Consider the following 18,617-nt stretch of genomic DNA (forward strand, 5'->3'; position numbering starts at 1 on the left):
AGTGAATCCGCACCCCGAGAAGCAACCACCCACCGCCGCGAACAAGAACCAACCCCGAAGCACCAAGCCGAAAACCCCGCAGCGAGCCCCCAACCAGCACGAACCCGCGAAAAAAAGTGAGGCCCCAGGCTCGCGCCCAGGGCCTCACGAAGAGGACCAACCGCTCCAGGCACCCCGCCTGGAGCGGACCTCACCCCTGCCAGTGGGAAATGTCGTTCACCAACCGCACCGAGGAATGCCCGTCCGGGTAGAACTCCACGATGGACAGCGAAGCCAGGTCCAGGTGCAGGCTGTAGAACATCTCCGGCCCCACGCCCAGCGCCAGCCGGAGCAGGGCCTTGATCGGGGTCACGTGGCTCACCACGACGACCGTCTGGCCCGCGTAGCGCGTGACCAGGTCGTCGCGGGCCGCCGACACCCGCTGGTAGACCTCGTCGAGGCTCTCGCCGCCGGGGGGCACGACGGCCGGGTTGCCGAGCCACTCGCCATGCAGCTCCGGGAACTGCTCGGACGCCTCCCGGAAGGACAGCCCCTCCCAGTCGCCGAAGTCGGTCTCCAGCAGGCCGTCGTGGAAGTGCAGCTCGCCACCGGTCGCCTCGACCACCGCCTGCGCGGTCTGCCGGGTCCGGGTCAGCGGCGAGGCGATCACCGGCGCGACCCCCTCCGGGGTGACCACGCCGTCCATCGCCGCCAGCCGCTTGCCCGCCGCGCGCGCCTGCCGCTCGCCCAGCTCGGTCAGCGCGACGTCGCCGCGCCCGGAGTACCGGCGCTCCACCGACAGCGGTGTCTGGCCGTGCCGGAGCAGCAACATCCTCGTCGGCGTGCCATTGGCGCCGAGCCAACCACCGGGCTGGGTCCGCGCACTCGACGCGGAGTCGCTCGGAGCGGGCGGTTGGGCCGACGATGCCGAGTCAGCCGCGCCGGTGCGCGCGCTCGGTCCGGGGTTGCTCGATCCACCCGCCTGCTGGTCCATCGCCTCGTTCGCCAGCCGGTCCGCGTGCGTGTTCCGCGCTCGCGGCACCCACTCGAAGCCGACCCGGTCGAACTGGGCGACGAGGTCGCGGGCCTCGGCGGCCAGCGGCTGCAGGTTCGCGTGCTTGACCTTCCAACGGCCCGCCATCTGCTCGATGACCAGCTTGGAATCCATCCGCACGTCGACCTCGGCAGCGCCCAGCTCGGCGGCCGCCCGCAGCCCGGCGATCAGGCCCTGGTACTCGGCGACATTGTTGGTCGTCGTGCCCAGCCCGACCGAGCGCTCGGCCAGCACCGCGCCGGACGCGGCGTCGCGCACGACGGCCCCGCAGCCCGCGGGCCCGGGGTTGCCGCGCGAGCCGCCGTCGGCCTCGACCAGGACGGCCGAGCTCACCGGCTCTCCCCGGTGCGCACCAGGATCGCGCCGCACTCCTCGCAGCGGACCACGTCGTCGCCGGCCGCCTCGCGCACCTCGTTCAGCGCCGTCCGGTCCAGCTCGATCCGGCACGCGCCGCAGCGGGCGCCCTGCAGCAGCCCGGCCGCGACACCGCCCTTGGCCCGGATGCGCTCGTAGAGCGCGAGGAGGTCCTCCGGGAGCGACTTGGCGATCAGGTCGCGCTCGCCCTGGAGCCTGGCCTGCGACGACTCGAGCCCGGAGAGGGCTTCGTCGCGGCGCTCCTGCACCTCGGTCAGCTTCGCCTCGGCCTCGGTCAGCGCCTCGCGGGACTTGGTCACGTTGGTCTCCAGCGCTTCGCGCTGCTCCATGACCTCGAGCTGCTCGTCCTCCAGGACGCCCTGGCGCCGCGCCAGGGTCTGCAGCTCGTGCTCCAGGTCCTCCAGCTGCTTGGCGGAGGCGCCCGCGGCCATCAGGTCGCGGTCGCGCTGCTCCCGCTTGCGCACCTGCTCGACCTCGTTCTCCAGCCGCTTGACCTCGCGGTCGAGGTCGCTGAACGCGGTCTCGGCGACCACCAGCTCGTCGCGCTTGGCCCGCACCTCGCGCTCGGCCTCGCCGATCTGGTCCAGCTCGGGCAGCGACCGCCGACGGTGCTGGACGCGGTTGAGCTCCGCGTCCGCGTCCGCGAGATCGAGCAGCCGTCGTTGCACGGCGGGGTCGGCTTTCACGCCAGCGCCCTCCCTGGGTCTGGTGCCGCACCGGCGTGGAGCGTCCACGGGTCGGTCCGGCGGGTGGAAACGAGGACTTCGACTGTATCCGGCAACGCGGCGGCCACGACGTCCGCGGCCTGCTGGCACCACGGCCACTCGCTGGCCCAGTGCGCCACGTCCACCAGCGCGGGCACCTCGGCGCCCGGCACGTCGGCGCGGGCGATGTGCTCCCCGGCTGGGTGGTGCCGCAGGTCAGCGGTCACATAGGCGTCGACCCCGGCGGCCGCGGCGGTGGCCAGGTACGAGTCGCCCGCACCGCCGCACACCGCCACGGTGCGGATCGGGCGCTCGGGGTCACCGGCGCCGCGCACGCCCCACGCCGTGGTGGGCAGGTTGTTCGCCACGCGGGTGACGAAGTCGCGGAACGGCTCGGCCTCGGGCAGTTCACCGATGCGCCCGAGCCCGGTGCTCGCACCTTCGGCGTGCGGGGCAAGCGGGCGCGTCACGGTCAGGCCGATCGCTGCGGCCAGCGCGTCGGACACGCCCCGCACGGCGCTGTCGGCGTTGGTGTGCGCGCAGTACAGGCCGATGCCCGCGCGGATCAGCCGGTGCACGATGCGGCCCTTGGGGTCGTCGGCGGGTACGCCGTGCACCCCGCGCAGCAGCAGCGGGTGGTGCGAAACCAGCAGCTGCGCACCGAAGTCGACCGCTTCGTCCACAGTGGCCTCGACCGGGTCGACGCAGAACAGCACCCGCTGCACCACGGCGTCCGGGTCGCCGCAGGCCAGGCCGACCGCGTCCCAATCCTCCGCCAGACCTGCCGGGTAGGCCGCCTCCAACGCCCCGACCACGTCCCGAATCCGAACCGCCACCGGTTCACCCCCGTCCCAGAACATCGTGAAGTGCCTTGACCAGCAAGGCGTTCTGCTCCGGATCGCGCACCGCGACCCGGATGTGGTCAGCGCCGAGGCCGGGGAACGTGTCGCCGCGCCGCACGGCAACCCCCCGCGCCCTCAGCTCCGCCCGGACCTGCTCGCCCCCGGCCACCCGCAGCAGCAGGAACGGCGCCCGCGCGGGCAGCGCGACCTCCAGCCCGGGGATCGCGCCCAGCTCGGCGACCAGCCCGGCCCGGTGCTCCTCGAACTCGACCGCGGCCCGCTCCGACTCGGCCAGCGCGGACGGCTCGCAGCAGGCGACCACCGCCTCCAGCACCAGCGAGTTGATCGGCCAGTGCGGGCGGGTGCGGCCGAGCTCGGCGAGCAACTCCGGCGCGCCCAGCGCATACCCCGCGCGCAGGCCGGGCAGTCCCCACATCTTGGTCAGGCTGCGCAGCACCAGCAGCCCCGGTTCCCGACACCCGGCCAGCGACTCCGGCTCGCCGGGCACGGTGTCGCTGAACGCCTCGTCGACGACCACGACCCGCCCGGGCCGCAGCAGCCGCCTGATCTCCGACGCCGGGTGCAGCACCGACGTCGGGTTGGTCGGGTTGCCCACCACGACCATGTCCGCCTGCTCGGGCACCGCGTCGGCATCCAGCCGGTAGCCCCCGACAGGGTCCAGCTGTACCCGGGTGACCTCGACCCCGGCGCCGCGCAGCGCCAGCTCCGGTTCGGTGAACGACGGGTGCACCAGCGCGGCCAAGCGGGGGCGCAGCGACGGCAGGAGCGCGAAGCCCTCCGCAGCGCCCGCGAGCAGCAGCACCTCGGCCGCGTCGCGGCCGTGGCGGGTGGCGGCAGCCGCGCGTGCGGCGAGGTCATCGGCGGCTGACGGGTAGCGGCCCAGGCCGTCCAGCGCCGCGGCGAGGCGTTGGCGCAACCACGCGGGCGGACGGTCCAGCCGGACGTTGACCGCGAAGTCGAGCAGTCCGCTCCCGGCGTCCACATCGCCGTGGTGGCGCAACAACTCCTGCTCGTGCCCGCTGCTCATCGACGGCAGTCTAACCAGGAGGAAACAAAGCCCATCCAGGCAAGCACCCCCGGCCTGGTCGGGGCGTCGTCGACTTCGCGGGAACCTGGTGCTCAGCGCGGTAACCGCCGAGGCACCCGGGTGCCGTCAGCCCCACCGGTCGGCCAGGCCCGCCTCGTAACCGGCGATCACCAGCTGGGCCCGGTCCCGCGCCGCCAGCTTGCTCATCAGGCGTCCGATGTGGGTCTTGACCGTGCTGCGGCTCAAGTGGAGGGACTGCTCGATCTCGGTGTTCGACAACCCGCGGGTGATCAGCACCAGCACCTCCCGCTCGCGCGGCGTGATCATGCCCAGTTCCCGGCGCGGCGGCGCGGCGCTCGCGGCCGCCGACACGCGCGTGTACTCCGCGATCAGCCGCCGGGTGGCGCTCGGGGCGAGCAGCGCGTCCCCGGCGGCGACCACGCGCATCGCGTCCAGCAGCTGCGCGGGCGGGACATCCTTGAGCAGGAACCCGCTGGCTCCGGCGTGCAGCGCCCGGTACACGTAGTCGTCGAGGTCGAACGTGGTGAGGACGAGGACCCGCGGCGCGGGGGGCCGGGCGGTGATCCGCGCGGTGGCGGCGATTCCGTCCAGCTCCGGCATCCGCACGTCCATCAGGACGAGGTCGGGCTCAGCCGCCGCAGCCACCCGGACGGCGGCGGCGCCGGTGTCGGCTTCACCCACCACCACCATTCCCGGGGTGGCGTCGACCAGCAGGCGGAGCGTGCTGCGCAGCAGCGCTTCGTCGTCGGCCAGGAGCACGCGCAGCTGCTCAGCCACTGGTGGCCTCCGCGAACGGCAGCCGGGCGCGCACCGCGAACCCGCCACCGGGCTCCGGTCCGACGTCGATCGTCCCGCCGTGCAGCGCGACCCGTTCCCGCATCCCGCGCACACCGTGGCCTGGCGGTCCGGGGCGGCCCGCGCCGTCGTCGACGACGGACACGCTCAGCTCGCAGCGGTCCACCCTGAGGCTCAGCGAGCACCGGGACGCCCTGGCGTGGCGCAGCACGTTGGTCAGCGCTTCCTGTGCGATGCGGTGCGCCGAGTCCAGCACGTCCAGCGGTACCGATGCGAGGTTCGCCCGGTCGAGTTCGACCTCGACACCGGTGGACCGGACGTCGGCCACCAGCCGCTCGAACTCCGCCTCCTCCGTCCTGTCCCGCAGCGAACCGAGGACGGCCCGGACCTCGTCGAGCGCTTCGCGGCTGATCCGCTCGACCGCGCCGAGCGCTTCCCGCCCCGCCTCCGGGTGGCTGTCCACGAGGTGGTTGGCGACCCCGGCCTTCATCGCGATCAAGCCGAGGCTGTGCCCGACGACGTCGTGGACGTCCCGGGCGATGCGCAACCGCTCCTCCGCCACTGCCTGCCGTTCCCGCAGTTCGACGAGCTGCGCGGCCTGCTCGCGCCGGACCCGCACCAAGCGGGCGAGCGCCCACGAGCCGCTGATCAGCACCGTGCTGAAGGCGAACACGGTGAGCGGCGTGGTGGCGAAGGACTCCGCTCCGGCCGCAGGCTTGACGAGCGGCAGGCCCGGCACCACGACCACCACCAGCCCGGCAGCACCCACCCCGGCCAGGGCGCCGACCAGCACCGAGCGCGCCGGGGTGGCCAACGCCGCCGAGTAGGCCGCGATCGCGACCACCACCGCCGCGACGTCGTCGGCGACACCCACCACGACGGCCACGGCACCCAGCACCACCGACCCGGCGAGGACCGCGACCGGCCAGCGACGGCGGACCAGCAGGGGCGCGCAGAGCGCGGCGGCCCAAACCCACCCGAGCGCTCCGCCCTCGGCCAGCACCAGCGGAACCGCCGCCAGGGCGTCGCGCCCGGTCGGCCGAAGTCTACTCACGGCAGCACGATATCCAGCGGGAACCGGCCCGACATCGGACCACGGTCCGACCCGGGAGATCACCCACTGGTCCGATGTGGACGCGCGGCGGACCGGCGAAGACTCGGTGCGTGATCGTCCGAACCCTCGTCGCGGCCCTCGTCCTCGCGACCCCGCCCCCACCCTCGGCCGCCGACATCGACACCACCGTCCAGGACCACCTCCGGGCGACCGGGCTGCCCGGCGCAGCCGTCACCGTCACCCGCGGCACCGAGGTCCTGCACGCCGCGGGCTACGGCCACACCCCCGCGGGCGCCCCGATCACCGAGCGGACGCCGATGGCGGTGGCCTCGGTCAGCAAGTCCTTCACCGCGCTGGCGGTGCTCCAGCTCGCGGAGGATGGCCGGGTCGAGCTGGACGCGCCCGTGCGCGCCCAGCTCCCGGAGTTCCAGCTCGCCGACCCGCGCGCCAAGGACATCACCGTGCGCCAGCTGCTCGACCAGACCTCCGGGCTGTCGGACTCGACCGTGCACCCGTTCACCAGGCCGCAGCCGAGCTCGCTGGCGGAGGCGGTGGCCAGCATGCGCTCGGCGGCGCTGGTCGCCGAACCGGGCGAGCACTGGGAGTACCACAACCCGAACTACCAGGTCGCCGCCCGGCTGGTCGAGGTGGCCAGCGGCCAGCCCTTCGCCGACTACCTGCGCGCGCACGTGTTCGCGCCCCTCGGCATGCGGGACAGCCGCGCCATCGACACCGCCGACGAGCTGCCGCCGAGCGCGGCGGGCCACGTGGTGGTCCTGGGCAGAGCCGTCGCGGTGCCCGAACCGCCCGCGTTCGGCGGCGGCTCCGGCGGGGTGCTCAGCTCCGCGCGCGACATGGCGGCCTGGTTGATCGCGCAGAACAACTCCGGTCGCGGACCCGGCGGGACGCCGATCGCGTCCCCGGCGACGATCACCGCGGCCCACGCCCCGTCAGCCGGGTCCTACGCGCTCGGCTGGTCGGTCGGCACCACCAGGTCCGGGGAGCGCGTGATCTCGCACAGCGGCGACCTGTTCACCTCGACCGCCTACCAGGCGTTGCTCCCGGACTCCGGGTACGGGATCGCGGTCATGGCCAACACCGGGCTCGCCCACGGGGACGCCGCCGCGCTCGCCCACCAGCTCATCGACCTGGTGACGGGCCAACCGCCCCAACCCCCGGGCAGCGCGCTCCCCATCATCGACGCCGTGCTGCTGGGTCTGGCCGTCGGAGTCGCGCTGCTCTCCGCACGCGGTGCGGTGCGGGCGCGCCGTTGGGCTGCTGCTCGAACAGGGCGCATCAGCACCGTGGTGCGCCTGGTGCCGCTCGTGCTCCCAGCGGTGCTGTGCACGTCGATCCACCGGGTGGTCGGCGCGCTCTACCGAGGTCGCGACGTCGCCCTGATCCAGGTGCCCTACCTCTACCCCACCTTCGCCGTGCTGCTGCTCACCGCTGCCCTCGGTGGTGTGGTGGTGCTCGGTGCGCGGCTGGTCGGGCTCGCGCGGCGCTGAGTCGGCCCGGCGGTGTGCCCGTATGCTTCGCGGACGTGCACATCTCCTTCATCTGCTCCGGCAACATCTGCCGGTCCCCGATGGCCGCGCTGGTGTTCCGGGAAGAGCTGCGCCGGGCCGGGCTGGACGGGCAGGTCGAGGTCTCCAGCGCCGGGACCGGGCCCTGGCACGTCGGCGAGCCCGCCGACCCGCGGACCGCGAAGGTCCTCGCCGACCACGGCTACCCGACCGAGCACGTCGCGGCGCAGGTCGACGACCACCACCTGGACGCCGACCTGCTGCTGGCGATGGACGCGGGGCACCTGCGCGCGGTGCGCCGCCTCGCCGACGACCCGTCGAAGGTGCGCCTGATGCGCTCCTTCGACCCCGCGGCCGGCGAGGGCGCGGAGGTCCCGGACCCGTACTACGGCGGGCCGAGCGGCTTCGACGACGTGCTGGCCATGGTCGAGGCCGCGATGCCCGGCCTGCTCGACTGGGTCCGCGAACGGCTGTGATGCCGGTGCGTGACGAAGCCCAGTCGGCCGTGGCGGCCCTCACCGGACGCGCGCCGGTGGAGGTCCGGCAGCTCGGCGGCGGGGACACCGCGGCGGCGTTCGCGGTGCGCCTCGACGACGGCACCGCGGTGTTCGCCAAGACCGCGCCGGAGACGATGCCGGGCGCGATCGCGGCCGAAGCCGCATCCCTGGCCTGGCTCGCCGAGCCCGGCGTGGTGGCGGTGCCCGAGGTGCTCGGGCACTCCGAGCGCTGGCTGGTCACCGCGCACATCGCGGAGTCCGCGCCCACCGCAGCGGCAGCGGAGCGGCTCGGTCGAGGGCTCGCCGAGCTGCACGCGACCGGTGCACCCGCGTTCGGCGCACCACCGCCGGGCGGCCCGGCCGACGCCTGGATCGGGCTCGCGCCGATGCGCAACGATCCCGAGCCGGACTGGCCGACCTTCTACGCGGCGCACCGCATCGAGCCCTACCTCCGGCGCGCGGTGGACGACGGGACGCTGAGCGCCTCCGACAGCGCGGTGATCTCGCGGGTCTGCGCCGACATCGACCGGCTCGCGGGTCCAGCCGAAGCACCCGCCCGCCTGCACGGCGACCTGTGGAGCGGCAACGTGCACTGGGCCGCGGACCAGGCCTGGCTCATCGACCCGGCAGCGCACGGCGGCCACCGCGAGACCGACCTGGCGATGCTGCACCTGTTCGGCTGCCCCCACCTGGAGCGCGTCGTGGCGGCCTACCAGGAGGTCCACCCGCTGGCGGCGGACTGGCGCGACCGCATCCCCCTCCACCAGCTGTTCCCGCTCCTGGTCCACGCAGTCCTCTTCGGCAGCGGTTACGCCGCCCAAGCCGTCCGCGCTGCCCGCGCAGCGCTCCGCGCGGGCTGACTGCCCGGCCGGACCTCCACGACTGCCCGTTCGAGCAACCGGGCCTCTGCTCTCAACCTCACCAGCCCCGGGGCGTCTCCCTGAACGAGGAATCGGATACAACCCGGTGTCAGGAGAGCAAGATGCGCAAGACGAACCGCTTGGCCGCGCTGATCCCCGGCGGGCTGCTGGCCGCCGCGCTGATCGTCAGCGGGTGCGCCACCCCGGCCGAGCAGCCCGCCGCGGCAGCGGGTGCCGCGGCCCTGCGGACCAACGAGGTGGCGAAGACCGTCGACGTCGCCATGGAGCTGGAGTTCACCGAGGAGGGCGGGGGCTGGACGCTCTCCTACGTCGAGGGCAGGTGGGTCGACTCCGGCATGGGGGCACCGCACGCGGTCATTGGTGACGGGCCGACTCTGACGGCCACGCTCGCGCCCGGCGCCCAGCTGCTCAGCCCGTTCGCCGGGGGCGCGCCGACCGCTGGTCCCCAGCTCGACGAGGAGGGCCTGGGCGTGGTGCCGATCTCCGTGGCCGACTTCGCCGAGCAGCACCCCCAGTCGGCCAAGATCTGGTTCGACAAGAGCGGCCAGATCACCAAGATCGCCGCCCGCTACCAGCCCTGATCCGGACGAACAGCGCGCTCCGCCACGGGAGCTGACCTGCTGGGACGCGCCCTGGGACGGCTTCGAGTGGAGCCGAAAACCGCAGGTCAGCGTAGCTGAGCTACCGTGGTGGGGTGCGTCTGAAGTTCTTGCTGCGACCCGGTTGGCTCGGCCTGATCGCGCTGGTCGCGGTCTTCACCACGCTGTGCTTCACCCTGCTGGCGCCCTGGCAGTTCAGCCGCAGCGACGAGGCGCAGGCCCGCAACAACGCGATCTCCGAGTCGTTCCACACCCCGCCGCGCCCGCTCACCGAGGTGCTGCCCGCCGGCCAGGTGCCCGACGAGCGCACCGAGTGGTCGCAGGTGCTGCTGCGCGGCCAGTACCTGCCCGAGGGCGAGACGCTGGGCTGGCAGCGCACCGTGCTGGGCGAGCCCGCCTTCGAGGTGCTGACCCCGTTCCGGCTGGACGACGGCACGACGGTGCTGGTCAACCGCGGCTTCGTCCGGCCAGTGAACGGCACGCGGGCACCGGCCTACGACGCGCCGCCGACCGGCGAGGTGACGCTGACCGCGCGCGTCCGCGCCGACGAGAACGACAGCAAGCAGCGCCCGCTGTTCGAGCACGACGGGCACCGCTGGGCCTACGCGCTGAACGCCCGGACCATCTCCGAGGGCACCGGCATCGACCTGCGCCCCGGCTACTTCGCCCTCAACGAGGGCCAGCCCGGCGTGCTCGGCGCGTTGCCCCTGCCCCGCCTGGAGTCCGGGCCGTACTTCTCCTACGCGCTGCAGTGGATCGCTTTCGGCATCATGGCGATCATCGCCATCGCCTACCTGATCTACTCGGAACTGCGCCCCGGCGCCCGCCCGGCCTGGCGCGAAGGCGCCGAACCCGCGCAGGGCACGGAGCAACCCCGCCGCAAGAAGATGTCGGTCGCCGAAGCGATCGCCGAGGACGAGCGCCGAGAACGAGAAGAAGCCGAACGCCGCCAAGCCGCGAACCCGGAACCGAGCAACAAGCCCTGATCAACCCCGGGTTCCGCAGCCCCGGGGCCCGCGTTCCACCGCAGTTTCAATTGAAACTGCGCCTTCCGCGGTATGTCGGGTGCCCGACACGCCGGTGGTTACAGTTTCAGTTGAAACTGTGGATCATCCGGCGACTCGTCTGCGCGGGGCCGGTGAGATCACCTCGATGGAGATCGAATGGTCAGGAGCCCGGAGACAGGAGCCTGAGCAGCGGTCGGCCGCGGGTCAGCGGCGGTTACGGCGGAGGGTTCGGGTGAGGGCGTAGCCCGCCGCCAGGACTCCGGTGACCGTGCCGATCACGCGGGAGAGCTCGACGCTGCGGGTCACGTCCCCGGCGTCCGCCGTGCGGCCTTCGCCGAGGACCGGGCGCTGCTCCACCACGTGGCCGTACACCGTCCGGCCGCCGAGGCGTATCTGGAGGGCTCCGGCGAAGGCCGCTTCGATCTGCCCGGCGTTGGGGCTCGGGTGCGCCGAGGCGTCGCGGCGCCAAGTGCGCCACGCGCCCTTGGCCGAGCCGCCGACCACCGGCGCGCACGCCGAGGTCAGCACCGCCGCCAGCCGGGACGGCGCCAGGTTGAGCAGGTCGTCGAGCCGCGCGGAGGCCCAGCCGAAGTTGCGGTAGCGCGCCGAGCGGTGGCCGACCATCGCGTCGAGGGTGTTCGCCGCGCGGTAGGCGACCAGTCCGGGGATGCCCGCGACCGCGCCCCACACCAGTGGCGCGACCACGGCGTCGGACGTGTTCTCGGCCACCGATTCGACGGTGGCGCGGGCCAGGCCCTGGCCGTCCAGCACGGCGGAGTCGCGCCCGCACAGGTTGCGGATCCGCTCGCGGGCCGCGTCGACCTCGCCCGCGTCGAGCAGCCGGGCCATCGCGGTGCCCTCGTCGGCCAGCGAGGACCCGCCGAGGACCACCCAGGTCACCAGACCGGTCGCGGCGGCCTCCAGCACCGGGCTGCGCCCGGCCAGCCGCTGCGCCAGCATCCCCAGGCCGACCGTGCCGCCGACCAACGCCCCGGTGTAGAGCACTCCGGCGAACCGCTGGTCGCGGTGCAGCACGCGCTCGGCGGCTTGGGCGGCCTTGCCGAAGGCCGCGACCGGGTGTCCGCGCTGCGGGTCGCCGAGCGCCGCATCCGCAGCCACGCCGAGTAAGAGTCCGACCGCCCGTCCCGCGCTCACCGGTGCCGTTCCTCCAGAATCGTCCTGCCCGGGGCCTCCCCCGCGCGCAAAGCTGCCCCGAAACGCTACCCCCGCGGCCGGTGCGGTCGGTCACCGCATGCCAGGTGACCGGCCGTGTCCGCCCCACGGGATATCGTGGCGGACCGTGACGGCCCCGGACCACGAAGCCGATGTGCTGCGCGCGGGCGTCGCGGGTACCGCGGCGGACGTGCCTGCGCACGCGCTCGACGACACCCGCGACGACGGGCAGCGCCTGCAGCTGTTCGCCTACCTGCAGGCACCTGAGCACCGCACCTACCTGGCGATCATGCGGCTGTTCACCTCGACGCTGCTGGCGGACCTGTCCGCGGGTGAGGTCGCCGCGGCGCTGGCCGCCGCCGAGCGGGAGGGCCGGGTGGCGCCCGGCGAGTCCGATGTGGACACCGTCATCGACCGGCTCAAGCGGCTGGTGAAGTGGGGCAACCTGGTGGTGGGGCGGCGCGAGACGATCGCGTCGAGCATCGCCGAGTTCCAGCACGGCAGCGTGCGCTACCAAGTCAGCAAGCTCGCGGTCCGGGTCCAGCGGGACGTCGACGCGCTGCTGCGGGTGCCGGAGGGCGCGCGCGAGGTGTCCCGCGAGCTGCTGCCCGCCATCGACCGCGGGCTGGCCGGGATCGCCAGCGCGCTGTCCGAAGCGCTGGCCGCCGAGGGCCGCGACCCGCGGGCCAAGGTCGCGCGGCAGGCGCGGGAGCGGCTCGCCGAGCAGGTCACCACGGTGTTCCTGCAGCACGCGGAGCTGGCCGCCACGGTCCGCGACTTCTACGCCTACCTGGGCCAGGTGGTGACCCGCCACCAGCTGGCGCCGGAGGAGATCTCCGGGTTCCGGAACCTGCTGGTCGAGTACATCCAGATGGTGGTCGAGGACGTGCTGCGGCACACCGAGTCCATCGCCGGTTCGCTGGCTGGCCTGGCCGGGGTCCGCGGCGAGCTGCTGCGTCTGCTGGGCCCGGCCGACCAGCTGGGCACCGACGTGGAGCGGGCGCGCGGGCGCACCGCGGCGGACTGGCAGGAGCTCACCGACTGGTTCGTGGACTCGCCGGGCCGCCCCAGCCAGGTCGCCGCGCTGCGGGAGGCCACCGCGCGGGCCATCGGTTCGCTGCTGGCCAGCGTGAAGCGGGCCACCTCCGGGGGCGGGCTGGTGCCGGGTCGCCGCGGTGAGCTGCTGAAGCTGGCGAAGTGGTTCGACGGCGCCGACGAGGCCACCGCGCACCAGCTGCACTCGGCCGCGTTCGGGCTGCACTCGGCCCGCCACCTGCAGCCCGCGCCGGACTACGACACCGACAACGACAAGGTGTCCTGGCGCGACGGCCCGGTCCAGGACGTCACGGTCAGCGTGCGCAGCCGCGGTGATCGCGGCGCGCGGGGCCGCACGTCCCGGGTGCTCGACGACCCGATGACCGAGGAAACCCTGCTCGCCCAAGCCCGCGAGGCCGACCAGAAGCGCAGCGCAGCCGTCGCCGAGCTCGCCGCGGCCGGTTCGCGGCTGGGCGAGGAGCGGCTGTCGCCCGACGCGCTCGGCGTGCTGTGCGAGCTGCTGACCCTGGCGATGGCGCAGCGCGAAGGTTCTGACGAGCAGGGCACCGCGCTCGACCCGGTGCACCGCCTGCGCGTCACCGTGCGGCCGGTGGCCGGGCAGCACACCGAGATCGCCAGCGCGGCCGGGGTGCTGACGCTGCGCGACACCGTGCTGGAACTCAGCGGGGACGGCGCGATCCCCCAGGAGGCCGCCCGATGACCACGACATTCGACGAGCTGCCGGACATCGACGCGGCGAACGTGGTGCGCTGCGCGCGGGTGCTGCTGCGCCGCCCGCTGCTGCGCGCCGGTGGCCCCGACGGCGACCTGCTGCCGATGATCTACCGGCAGCGCGCGGTGCTGCAGGAGGTGTTCTCCTCGCTGCTGGGCTACCGGCTGGTGGTGGAGCGGCGCTTCGCCCGCCTGCACAAGTCGGGCGCCGGCGGGGACACCACCCGCGGTGAGGCGGCGCTGAGCCCACGCGGTTACGCCTACCTGGCGCTGACGCTGGCCGCGCTGACCGGAATCGGCCGCCAGGTGCTGCTCTCGCGGCTGGTCAGCGACGTGCGCGCCGCCGCGGCGGAAGCCGAGATCACCGTGGTCGACGACCCCGCGGACCGGCGGGCGCTCACCGCCGCGCTGCGGCAGCTGGTGGCGCTGGGCGTGATCACCGAGACCGAGGGCTCGGTCACCGCCGAGTCGTCCGCGGAAGCGCTGATCACCATCGACACCGACCTGCTCGGGCAGCTCGTCGCCGGGCCGCTGGCCGAGGCCGACAGCCCCGCCCAGCTGATCGAGCTGGCCGGAGCCGCCGGTCCGCGCAACGTGCAGCACGCGGTGCGGCGGCGGCTGGTCGAGGACCCGGTGGTGCTCTACAGCGACCTCCCGGCCGAGCAGGCCACCTGGCTGCGGGAGCACGTGACCACCGAATCCCGCCGTCTGGAGCGGTTCTTCGGACTGGTCAGCGAGTGCCGCGCGGAGGGCGTGGTGGTCTGCGACCCGGAGGACTACCTGACCGACGTGGCCTTCCCCGGCCCGGGCACGGTGGCCCGCATCGCGCTGCTGGCGCTGCCGGAGCTGCTGTCCCGGTCGGCCCCGGACGCCGCCGGGAAGCACCCGGTGACCTGGCAGGACCTCACCGACGTGTGCCAGGAGCTGGTCGACGCCTACCCCGCCGCGTGGTCCCGGCAGGCCACCGAGGACCACCAGGAGCTGGTGCACTCCGTGGTGGCGCTGCTGCGCCGGCTCGGCCTGCTGCGGGACGCGCACGGGAGTTGGTTGCTCAGCCCGGCCGCGCACCGGTGGCTGCCGCAGCCGGACGCCACCCCGGCGCCGAACCGGGAACCGGAGCCGCCCGCCCCGGAGCCACCGGGCTGGTCGCTGTTTGACGAGATGGTGTTGGACGAGGAGCAGGGGGAACAGCGGTGAGCCAGGAGAGCACGGGGACCGCGGTGAACCGCTGGCGGCTGCACCGCGGCGGGATCGTCAACATCTGGCAGTACGCCGAGACGACCTTCGACCTCGACGGCGGGCGAGCGATCTTCCAGGGCACCAACGGTTCCGGCAAGTCCCGCACCCTGGAGCTGCTGCTGCCGCTGTGCCTGGACGGCGACCTGCGGCAGCTGGGGTCCAAGGGCTTCGACACGGTCAGCATCCGGCGGCTGATGCTCGACGAGTACCCGGGTGGGCCGAACCGCATCGGCTACGCCTGGATCGAGCTGCGCCGGGACACCCCCGACGGCGGCGAGGAGTTCCTGACCTGCGGCGTTGGGGTGAAGGCGTCCAAGACCTCGCAGTCGATCAGCGACTCGTGGCGGTTCATCACCAGCCGCCGGGTGGGCATCAACCTCCACCTGGTCGGCGCGGACCGGGTGCCGCTGGGTTCGGCGCAGCTGCGCGACCTGCTCGGCGCCGACTGCGTGCTGGACGACCAGGCGTTCCGGGCCAAGGTCGCGGCCACCGTCTACGGCGTGCCCGCCGCCCGCTACGGCGACCTGCTGCACCTGCAGCGCACGCTGCGCAACCCCGACGTCGGGTTGAAGGTGCTGGAGGGCCAGCTGGAGCAGATCCTCTCCGACGCGCTGCCGCCGCTGGACGCCGGTCTGATCGAGCGGCTGGCCACCTCCTTCGACGACCTGGAGTCGATCCGGGAGAACATCGTCCGGCTGACCGGCGCGGACAAGGCGCTGACCGCGTTCCTGTCCACCTACTCCGGCTACGCGTTCGGCGCGCTGCGGGACCGGGCCGAGGCGATGCGCACCGCTCAGCAGAAGTTGCGCGCGCTGCGCGAGGAGCTGTCCACCCTGGAGAAGCAGGTCGCCGGCAAGCAGCAGGACCGAGAGGCCGCGGAGCGGACGATCGCCGAGCTGGAGCAGCGCGAAGCCGAGCTGGAGTCCAGCATCGACGCCCTGCGCTCCCACCCGGCCTACTCCGAGCTGCAGAACCTCCGCGACCGCGAGCAGCTGGTGGAGAGCGCGCGCAGCTCGGCGGTGTCCGCGCTGGACACCGCTGCCAAGCACCGCGCGCAGGAGCACCGGTCGGCGGAGTCGGTCGTGGGCGTGCTGCGGCGGCTGTCCGGTGACACCGAGGCGGCCGATCAGGCCGCCGCGCGAGCGTCGCAGCAGCTGTCCACCGCGGGTCTGGACGGGTCGCTGGTGCCGCGACCTCCGGCGATCCCGGCCGCGGAGCTGCGCGCCGAGCAGGCCGAGGTGCGCACCTCCCCGGAGCCGGATGCCGTGCCGGAGGCGGTGCAGCGCGCCGTCGCCCCGCAGCTGGACGCCGACTCGCTCGCCGCGGAGTTCCGCGCTGTGGTTGAGGACTCGCAGCAGATCGCGGCCTCTGCCCGGCAGCGCTCGGCACTGACGCTCGCACTGCACCAGCAGGCCGTGGAGCTGGACGCCGAGCAGGACGCGGTGTCCGAGTTGCAGCGGCTGGCCCGGCAGGCGCAGCTGACCGCGACCGAAGCGGCCGGGCGGCGCAACCAGGCCCAGCAGGAGCTCTCCGACGCGGCCGCGGTCTGGGTGGAGCGGGCGCAGAAGTGGACCGCCGCCTGGCCGTCCACTGTGGAGGAACCTGCGCCGGAACCGCCGGCCGCCGACGAGATCGCCGAGGATCGCACCGCGACGCGGCAGGCCCGCGAGCAGGCGCGGCGCTGGGCACGGCCGCAGCTGCACGAAGCGCGCCGCCAGGTCTCCGCGGTCGAGCAGGAGATCTCCGAGCTGCACGCGCAGTCCCGCACCCGCGAGCGGGAACTCGCCGAACTCCGCGCCGGTCACGAGCAGACCCCGGCCCGCCCGGGTTGGGCGGACGCCGAACGGGACCCCGACCGCGGCCGCGCCTTCTACGAACTGGTCGACTTCCAGCCGTCGGTGAGCCCGGAGGACCGGGCCGGGCTGGAAGCGGCACTGCAGTCCAGCGGACTGCTCAACGCCTGGGTCACCGCAGGCGGCGCGGTGCCCGGCCTGGCCGACCTGCTCGCCGAACCTGCAAACCCGAGCACCGGCGGCACGCTCGCCGACCTGCTCTCCCCCGCCGCCGTGACCGACTGCCCGGTGCCACCGGAGCGGGTCGCCGCGCTGCTGTCCGCGGTGTCCACCGACGGCGGGGCGGGCCTCTCGGTGTCGGTCGACGGAACTTGGCGCGCCGGGGTGCTCTCCGGCGCGTGGCGCAAGGACGCCGCGGAGTACGTCGGAGCGGGCGCCCGCGAAGCGGCCCGCGCGCGGCGCATCGCGGAGCTGGAGGAGGACCTGGCGCGGCTGCGCGCCGAGGTCGGCGAAGCCGAGCGGCGGCACCGCGAAGCGTCCGAGCACGCGGCGGAGCTGGAGCAGCACCTGGAGTCCTACCCGGACGACAGCGACCTGCTCACCGCGCACGCGAAGCTGACCACCGCGATCGAGGCCGCCGCGGACAGCGAGCAGAAGGTCGTGCAGCTGCGCGAGCAGCACGAGAGCGCCGACCAGCGCTGGCAGGCCGCGCACGCCGAGCTGGTGCGCTCGGCGGGCGAGGCGGACCTGCCCGCCGACACCCGAGCCCTCGACGCCGCGCACCGGGCCGCCATCGACGCCCGCAGCGGGATCGACGCGCTGCGCGACGCGATCGAGTCGCGCTGCCTGCCCACGCTGGCCGACCTGCAGGAGATCTCCCTGCACCACGACGTCGCCGTGGCCGACCGGATGGAAGCCGAGTCGCAGGCCGAGCAGCGCTGCGCCGCCTACGCGGAGCAGGCCACCGGACTGGCCGAGCTGACCTCAGCCGTCGGCGGCGAGGCGCAGGAGATCTCGGACAAGGTGAGCGCCTTCGAGCGCGAGCGCGCCGAGCTGCGCAAGCAGCTGCCGCAGGCGCGGGAGAAGATCAGCTCGCTGCGGGAGGTCGCGGCGCGGCTGGAGACGCAGCTGGAGAACAAACAGTCGCAGCTGTCGGGCCGCGAGCACGACGCGTCGTCGGCGACCGAAGCCTTCCATCAGGCCCTGCGCATCCCCGGCCTGTGGTCGGCCGCGGAGGTCGCCGAGGAGCTGCCCGCCGACCTCGACGAGGCCGCCGAGCTGCTCACCAGCACCGACCGGCGCGGCTCGTCGGAGGCCACCGTGCTCAACCGGCTGCAAACCCTGCAGCACTCGCTGAGCGGCAACTACGACATCACCGCCGCCGACCAGCACGGGCTGCTCACGGTGACCGTCACCGGCGAGGAAGGCCCGCAGCCGGTGGCCGACGCGGCGCGCCGGGTCGGCGAGCGACTCGGCGAGCAGCGCGGCTACCTCAACGAGCGCTACCAGTCGATCTTCGCCGACTACCTGATCCGCGACCTGGCGGAGCGCCTGCGCGGCCAGATGTCCATCGCCGAGGACCTGTGCAAGCGGATGAACGAGGTGCTCGACGGCGCCCGCTCCAGCCAGGGCGTGCACGTCCAGCTGGACTGGCAGCCGTCTGCGGCGCTCGGCGACGACATCAAGCAGGCGATCGACCTGGTGCGCACCCCGTTCGCCGACCGCAGCGACGACCAGGACGCCCTGCTGCGCCGGGTGTTCACCGACCTGATCGAGGCCGAGCGGGACAGCACGTCGGGCGGCTACGCGGAAATCCTGGCCCGAGCGCTGGACTACCGCTCCTGGTTCGCCTTCACGGTGCGGGTCCGCGACACCGGCCCGGACGGCAAACCCCGCGTCCGGCGCCTGCGCCAGCTGTCCTCCGGCGAAACGCGCCTGATCTCCTACGTGACGCTGTTCGCGGCCGCGGCGGCGTTCTACGACGCGGTCAGCGTCTCCTCGGACGGCCGCGGCCCACTGCGCCTGGTCCTGCTGGACGAGGCGTTCGAGCGCCTCGACGACCCGACCATCGCGCGGATGCTGGGCCTGCTGGTCGACCTGGACATGGACTGGCTGATCACCTGGCCCAGCGGGTGGGGCGTCTCGCCGAAGATCCCGAAGATGCACATCTACGACGTGCTCCGGCCGCGCAGCGGCCACGGCATCGCCTGCACCCACACGACCTGGACCGGATCCTCGCTCCACCGGGCCGACGCGTAGCGTC

15 protein-coding genes are annotated in these 18,617 nt (G+C 73.9%); 8 read left to right on the forward strand and 7 right to left on the reverse strand.

The window, feature by feature from the left end; genetic code table 11:
• Nucleotides 1–190: 190 nt before the first annotated feature.
• The 6 genes from ABT324_RS08530 to ABT324_RS08555 form a co-directional block, all read right to left on the reverse strand.
• Complete coding sequence (locus ABT324_RS08530) at nt 191–1,366, reverse strand: bifunctional RNase H/acid phosphatase (RefSeq protein WP_351173815.1); 1,176 nt, start codon at nt 1,364–1,366, stop codon at nt 191–193.
• Nucleotides 1,363–2,094: a zinc ribbon domain-containing protein gene (locus ABT324_RS08535; protein WP_351173817.1), complete on the reverse strand. Its 732-nt coding sequence runs from the start codon at nt 2,092–2,094 to the stop codon at nt 1,363–1,365. The genes ABT324_RS08530 and ABT324_RS08535 overlap by 4 nt, the downstream gene beginning before the upstream one ends.
• Nucleotides 2,091–2,948: a Nif3-like dinuclear metal center hexameric protein gene (locus tag ABT324_RS08540; protein WP_351173820.1), complete on the reverse strand. Its 858-nt coding sequence runs from the start codon at nt 2,946–2,948 to the stop codon at nt 2,091–2,093. The genes ABT324_RS08535 and ABT324_RS08540 overlap by 4 nt, the downstream gene beginning before the upstream one ends.
• Nucleotides 2,949–2,952: 4 nt before the next feature.
• Nucleotides 2,953–4,002: an Rv2231c family histidinol phosphate aminotransferase CobC gene (gene cobC, locus ABT324_RS08545; protein WP_351173827.1), complete on the reverse strand. Its 1,050-nt coding sequence runs from the start codon at nt 4,000–4,002 to the stop codon at nt 2,953–2,955.
• A gap of 126 nt (nt 4,003–4,128) precedes the next feature.
• On the reverse strand, nt 4,129–4,800 hold the full coding sequence (locus ABT324_RS08550; protein WP_351173830.1) for a response regulator transcription factor: 672 nt from the start codon (nt 4,798–4,800) through the stop codon (nt 4,129–4,131).
• Complete coding sequence (locus ABT324_RS08555; RefSeq protein WP_351173833.1) at nt 4,793–5,872, reverse strand: sensor histidine kinase; 1,080 nt, start codon at nt 5,870–5,872, stop codon at nt 4,793–4,795. Before ABT324_RS08555 ends, ABT324_RS08550 begins: the two co-directional genes overlap by 8 nt.
• A gap of 110 nt (nt 5,873–5,982) precedes the next feature.
• Between ABT324_RS08555 and ABT324_RS08560 the strand changes: the two genes are divergently transcribed.
• The 5 genes from ABT324_RS08560 to ABT324_RS08580 all read left to right on the forward strand — a co-directional run bounded on the left by ABT324_RS08560 (nt 5,983) and on the right by ABT324_RS08580 (nt 10,361).
• Nucleotides 5,983–7,380 (forward strand): serine hydrolase domain-containing protein, encoded by a 1,398-nt coding sequence (locus ABT324_RS08560; protein WP_351173836.1) that lies wholly within the window; start codon nt 5,983–5,985, stop codon nt 7,378–7,380.
• A 35-nt stretch (nt 7,381–7,415) separates the two neighbouring features.
• A complete protein-coding gene (locus tag ABT324_RS08565; RefSeq protein ID WP_351173839.1) occupies nt 7,416–7,874 on the forward strand; it encodes a low molecular weight protein-tyrosine-phosphatase in 459 nt (152 codons plus the stop codon).
• Nucleotides 7,874–8,755 (forward strand): fructosamine kinase family protein, encoded by an 882-nt coding sequence (locus ABT324_RS08570; protein ID WP_351173842.1) that lies wholly within the window; start codon nt 7,874–7,876, stop codon nt 8,753–8,755. Before ABT324_RS08565 ends, ABT324_RS08570 begins: the two co-directional genes overlap by 1 nt.
• Before the next feature lie 122 nt (nt 8,756–8,877).
• Nucleotides 8,878–9,357 carry a hypothetical protein gene (locus ABT324_RS08575; protein WP_351173845.1) on the forward strand — a complete coding sequence of 160 codons (480 nt, stop codon included), beginning with the start codon at nt 8,878–8,880 and terminating at the stop codon, nt 9,355–9,357.
• A 113-nt stretch (nt 9,358–9,470) separates the two neighbouring features.
• On the forward strand, nt 9,471–10,361 hold the full coding sequence (locus ABT324_RS08580; protein WP_351173848.1) for an SURF1 family cytochrome oxidase biogenesis protein: 891 nt from the start codon (nt 9,471–9,473) through the stop codon (nt 10,359–10,361).
• Nucleotides 10,362–10,586: 225 nt separating this feature from the next.
• On the opposite strand, the gene ABT324_RS08585 is transcribed toward ABT324_RS08580, so the two are convergent.
• The gene (locus ABT324_RS08585; RefSeq protein WP_351173851.1) at nt 10,587–11,537 is read right to left on the reverse strand and encodes a cobalamin biosynthesis protein; all 951 of its coding nucleotides are present in this window, start codon (nt 11,535–11,537) and stop codon (nt 10,587–10,589) included.
• 145 nt (nt 11,538–11,682) lie between these two features.
• Between ABT324_RS08585 and ABT324_RS08590 the strand changes: the two genes are divergently transcribed.
• From ABT324_RS08590 to ABT324_RS08600, 3 genes are read left to right on the forward strand one after another with little or no spacing between them, the layout of a single operon-like run.
• The gene (locus tag ABT324_RS08590; RefSeq protein WP_351173854.1) at nt 11,683–13,311 is read left to right on the forward strand and encodes a TIGR02677 family protein; all 1,629 of its coding nucleotides are present in this window, start codon (nt 11,683–11,685) and stop codon (nt 13,309–13,311) included.
• Nucleotides 13,308–14,519 (forward strand): TIGR02678 family protein, encoded by a 1,212-nt coding sequence (locus tag ABT324_RS08595; RefSeq protein WP_351173856.1) that lies wholly within the window; start codon nt 13,308–13,310, stop codon nt 14,517–14,519. Before ABT324_RS08590 ends, ABT324_RS08595 begins: the two co-directional genes overlap by 4 nt.
• Nucleotides 14,516–18,613, forward strand: a complete 4,098-nt coding sequence (locus ABT324_RS08600) for a TIGR02680 family protein (RefSeq protein WP_351173859.1) — start codon at nt 14,516–14,518, stop codon at nt 18,611–18,613. The genes ABT324_RS08595 and ABT324_RS08600 overlap by 4 nt, the downstream gene beginning before the upstream one ends.
• Nucleotides 18,614–18,617 lie beyond the last annotated feature (4 nt).

Origin of the sequence: Saccharopolyspora sp. NPDC000359 (genome assembly GCF_040300525.1) — a bacterium.
Lineage (GTDB): Bacteria > Actinomycetota > Actinomycetes > Mycobacteriales > Pseudonocardiaceae > Saccharopolyspora.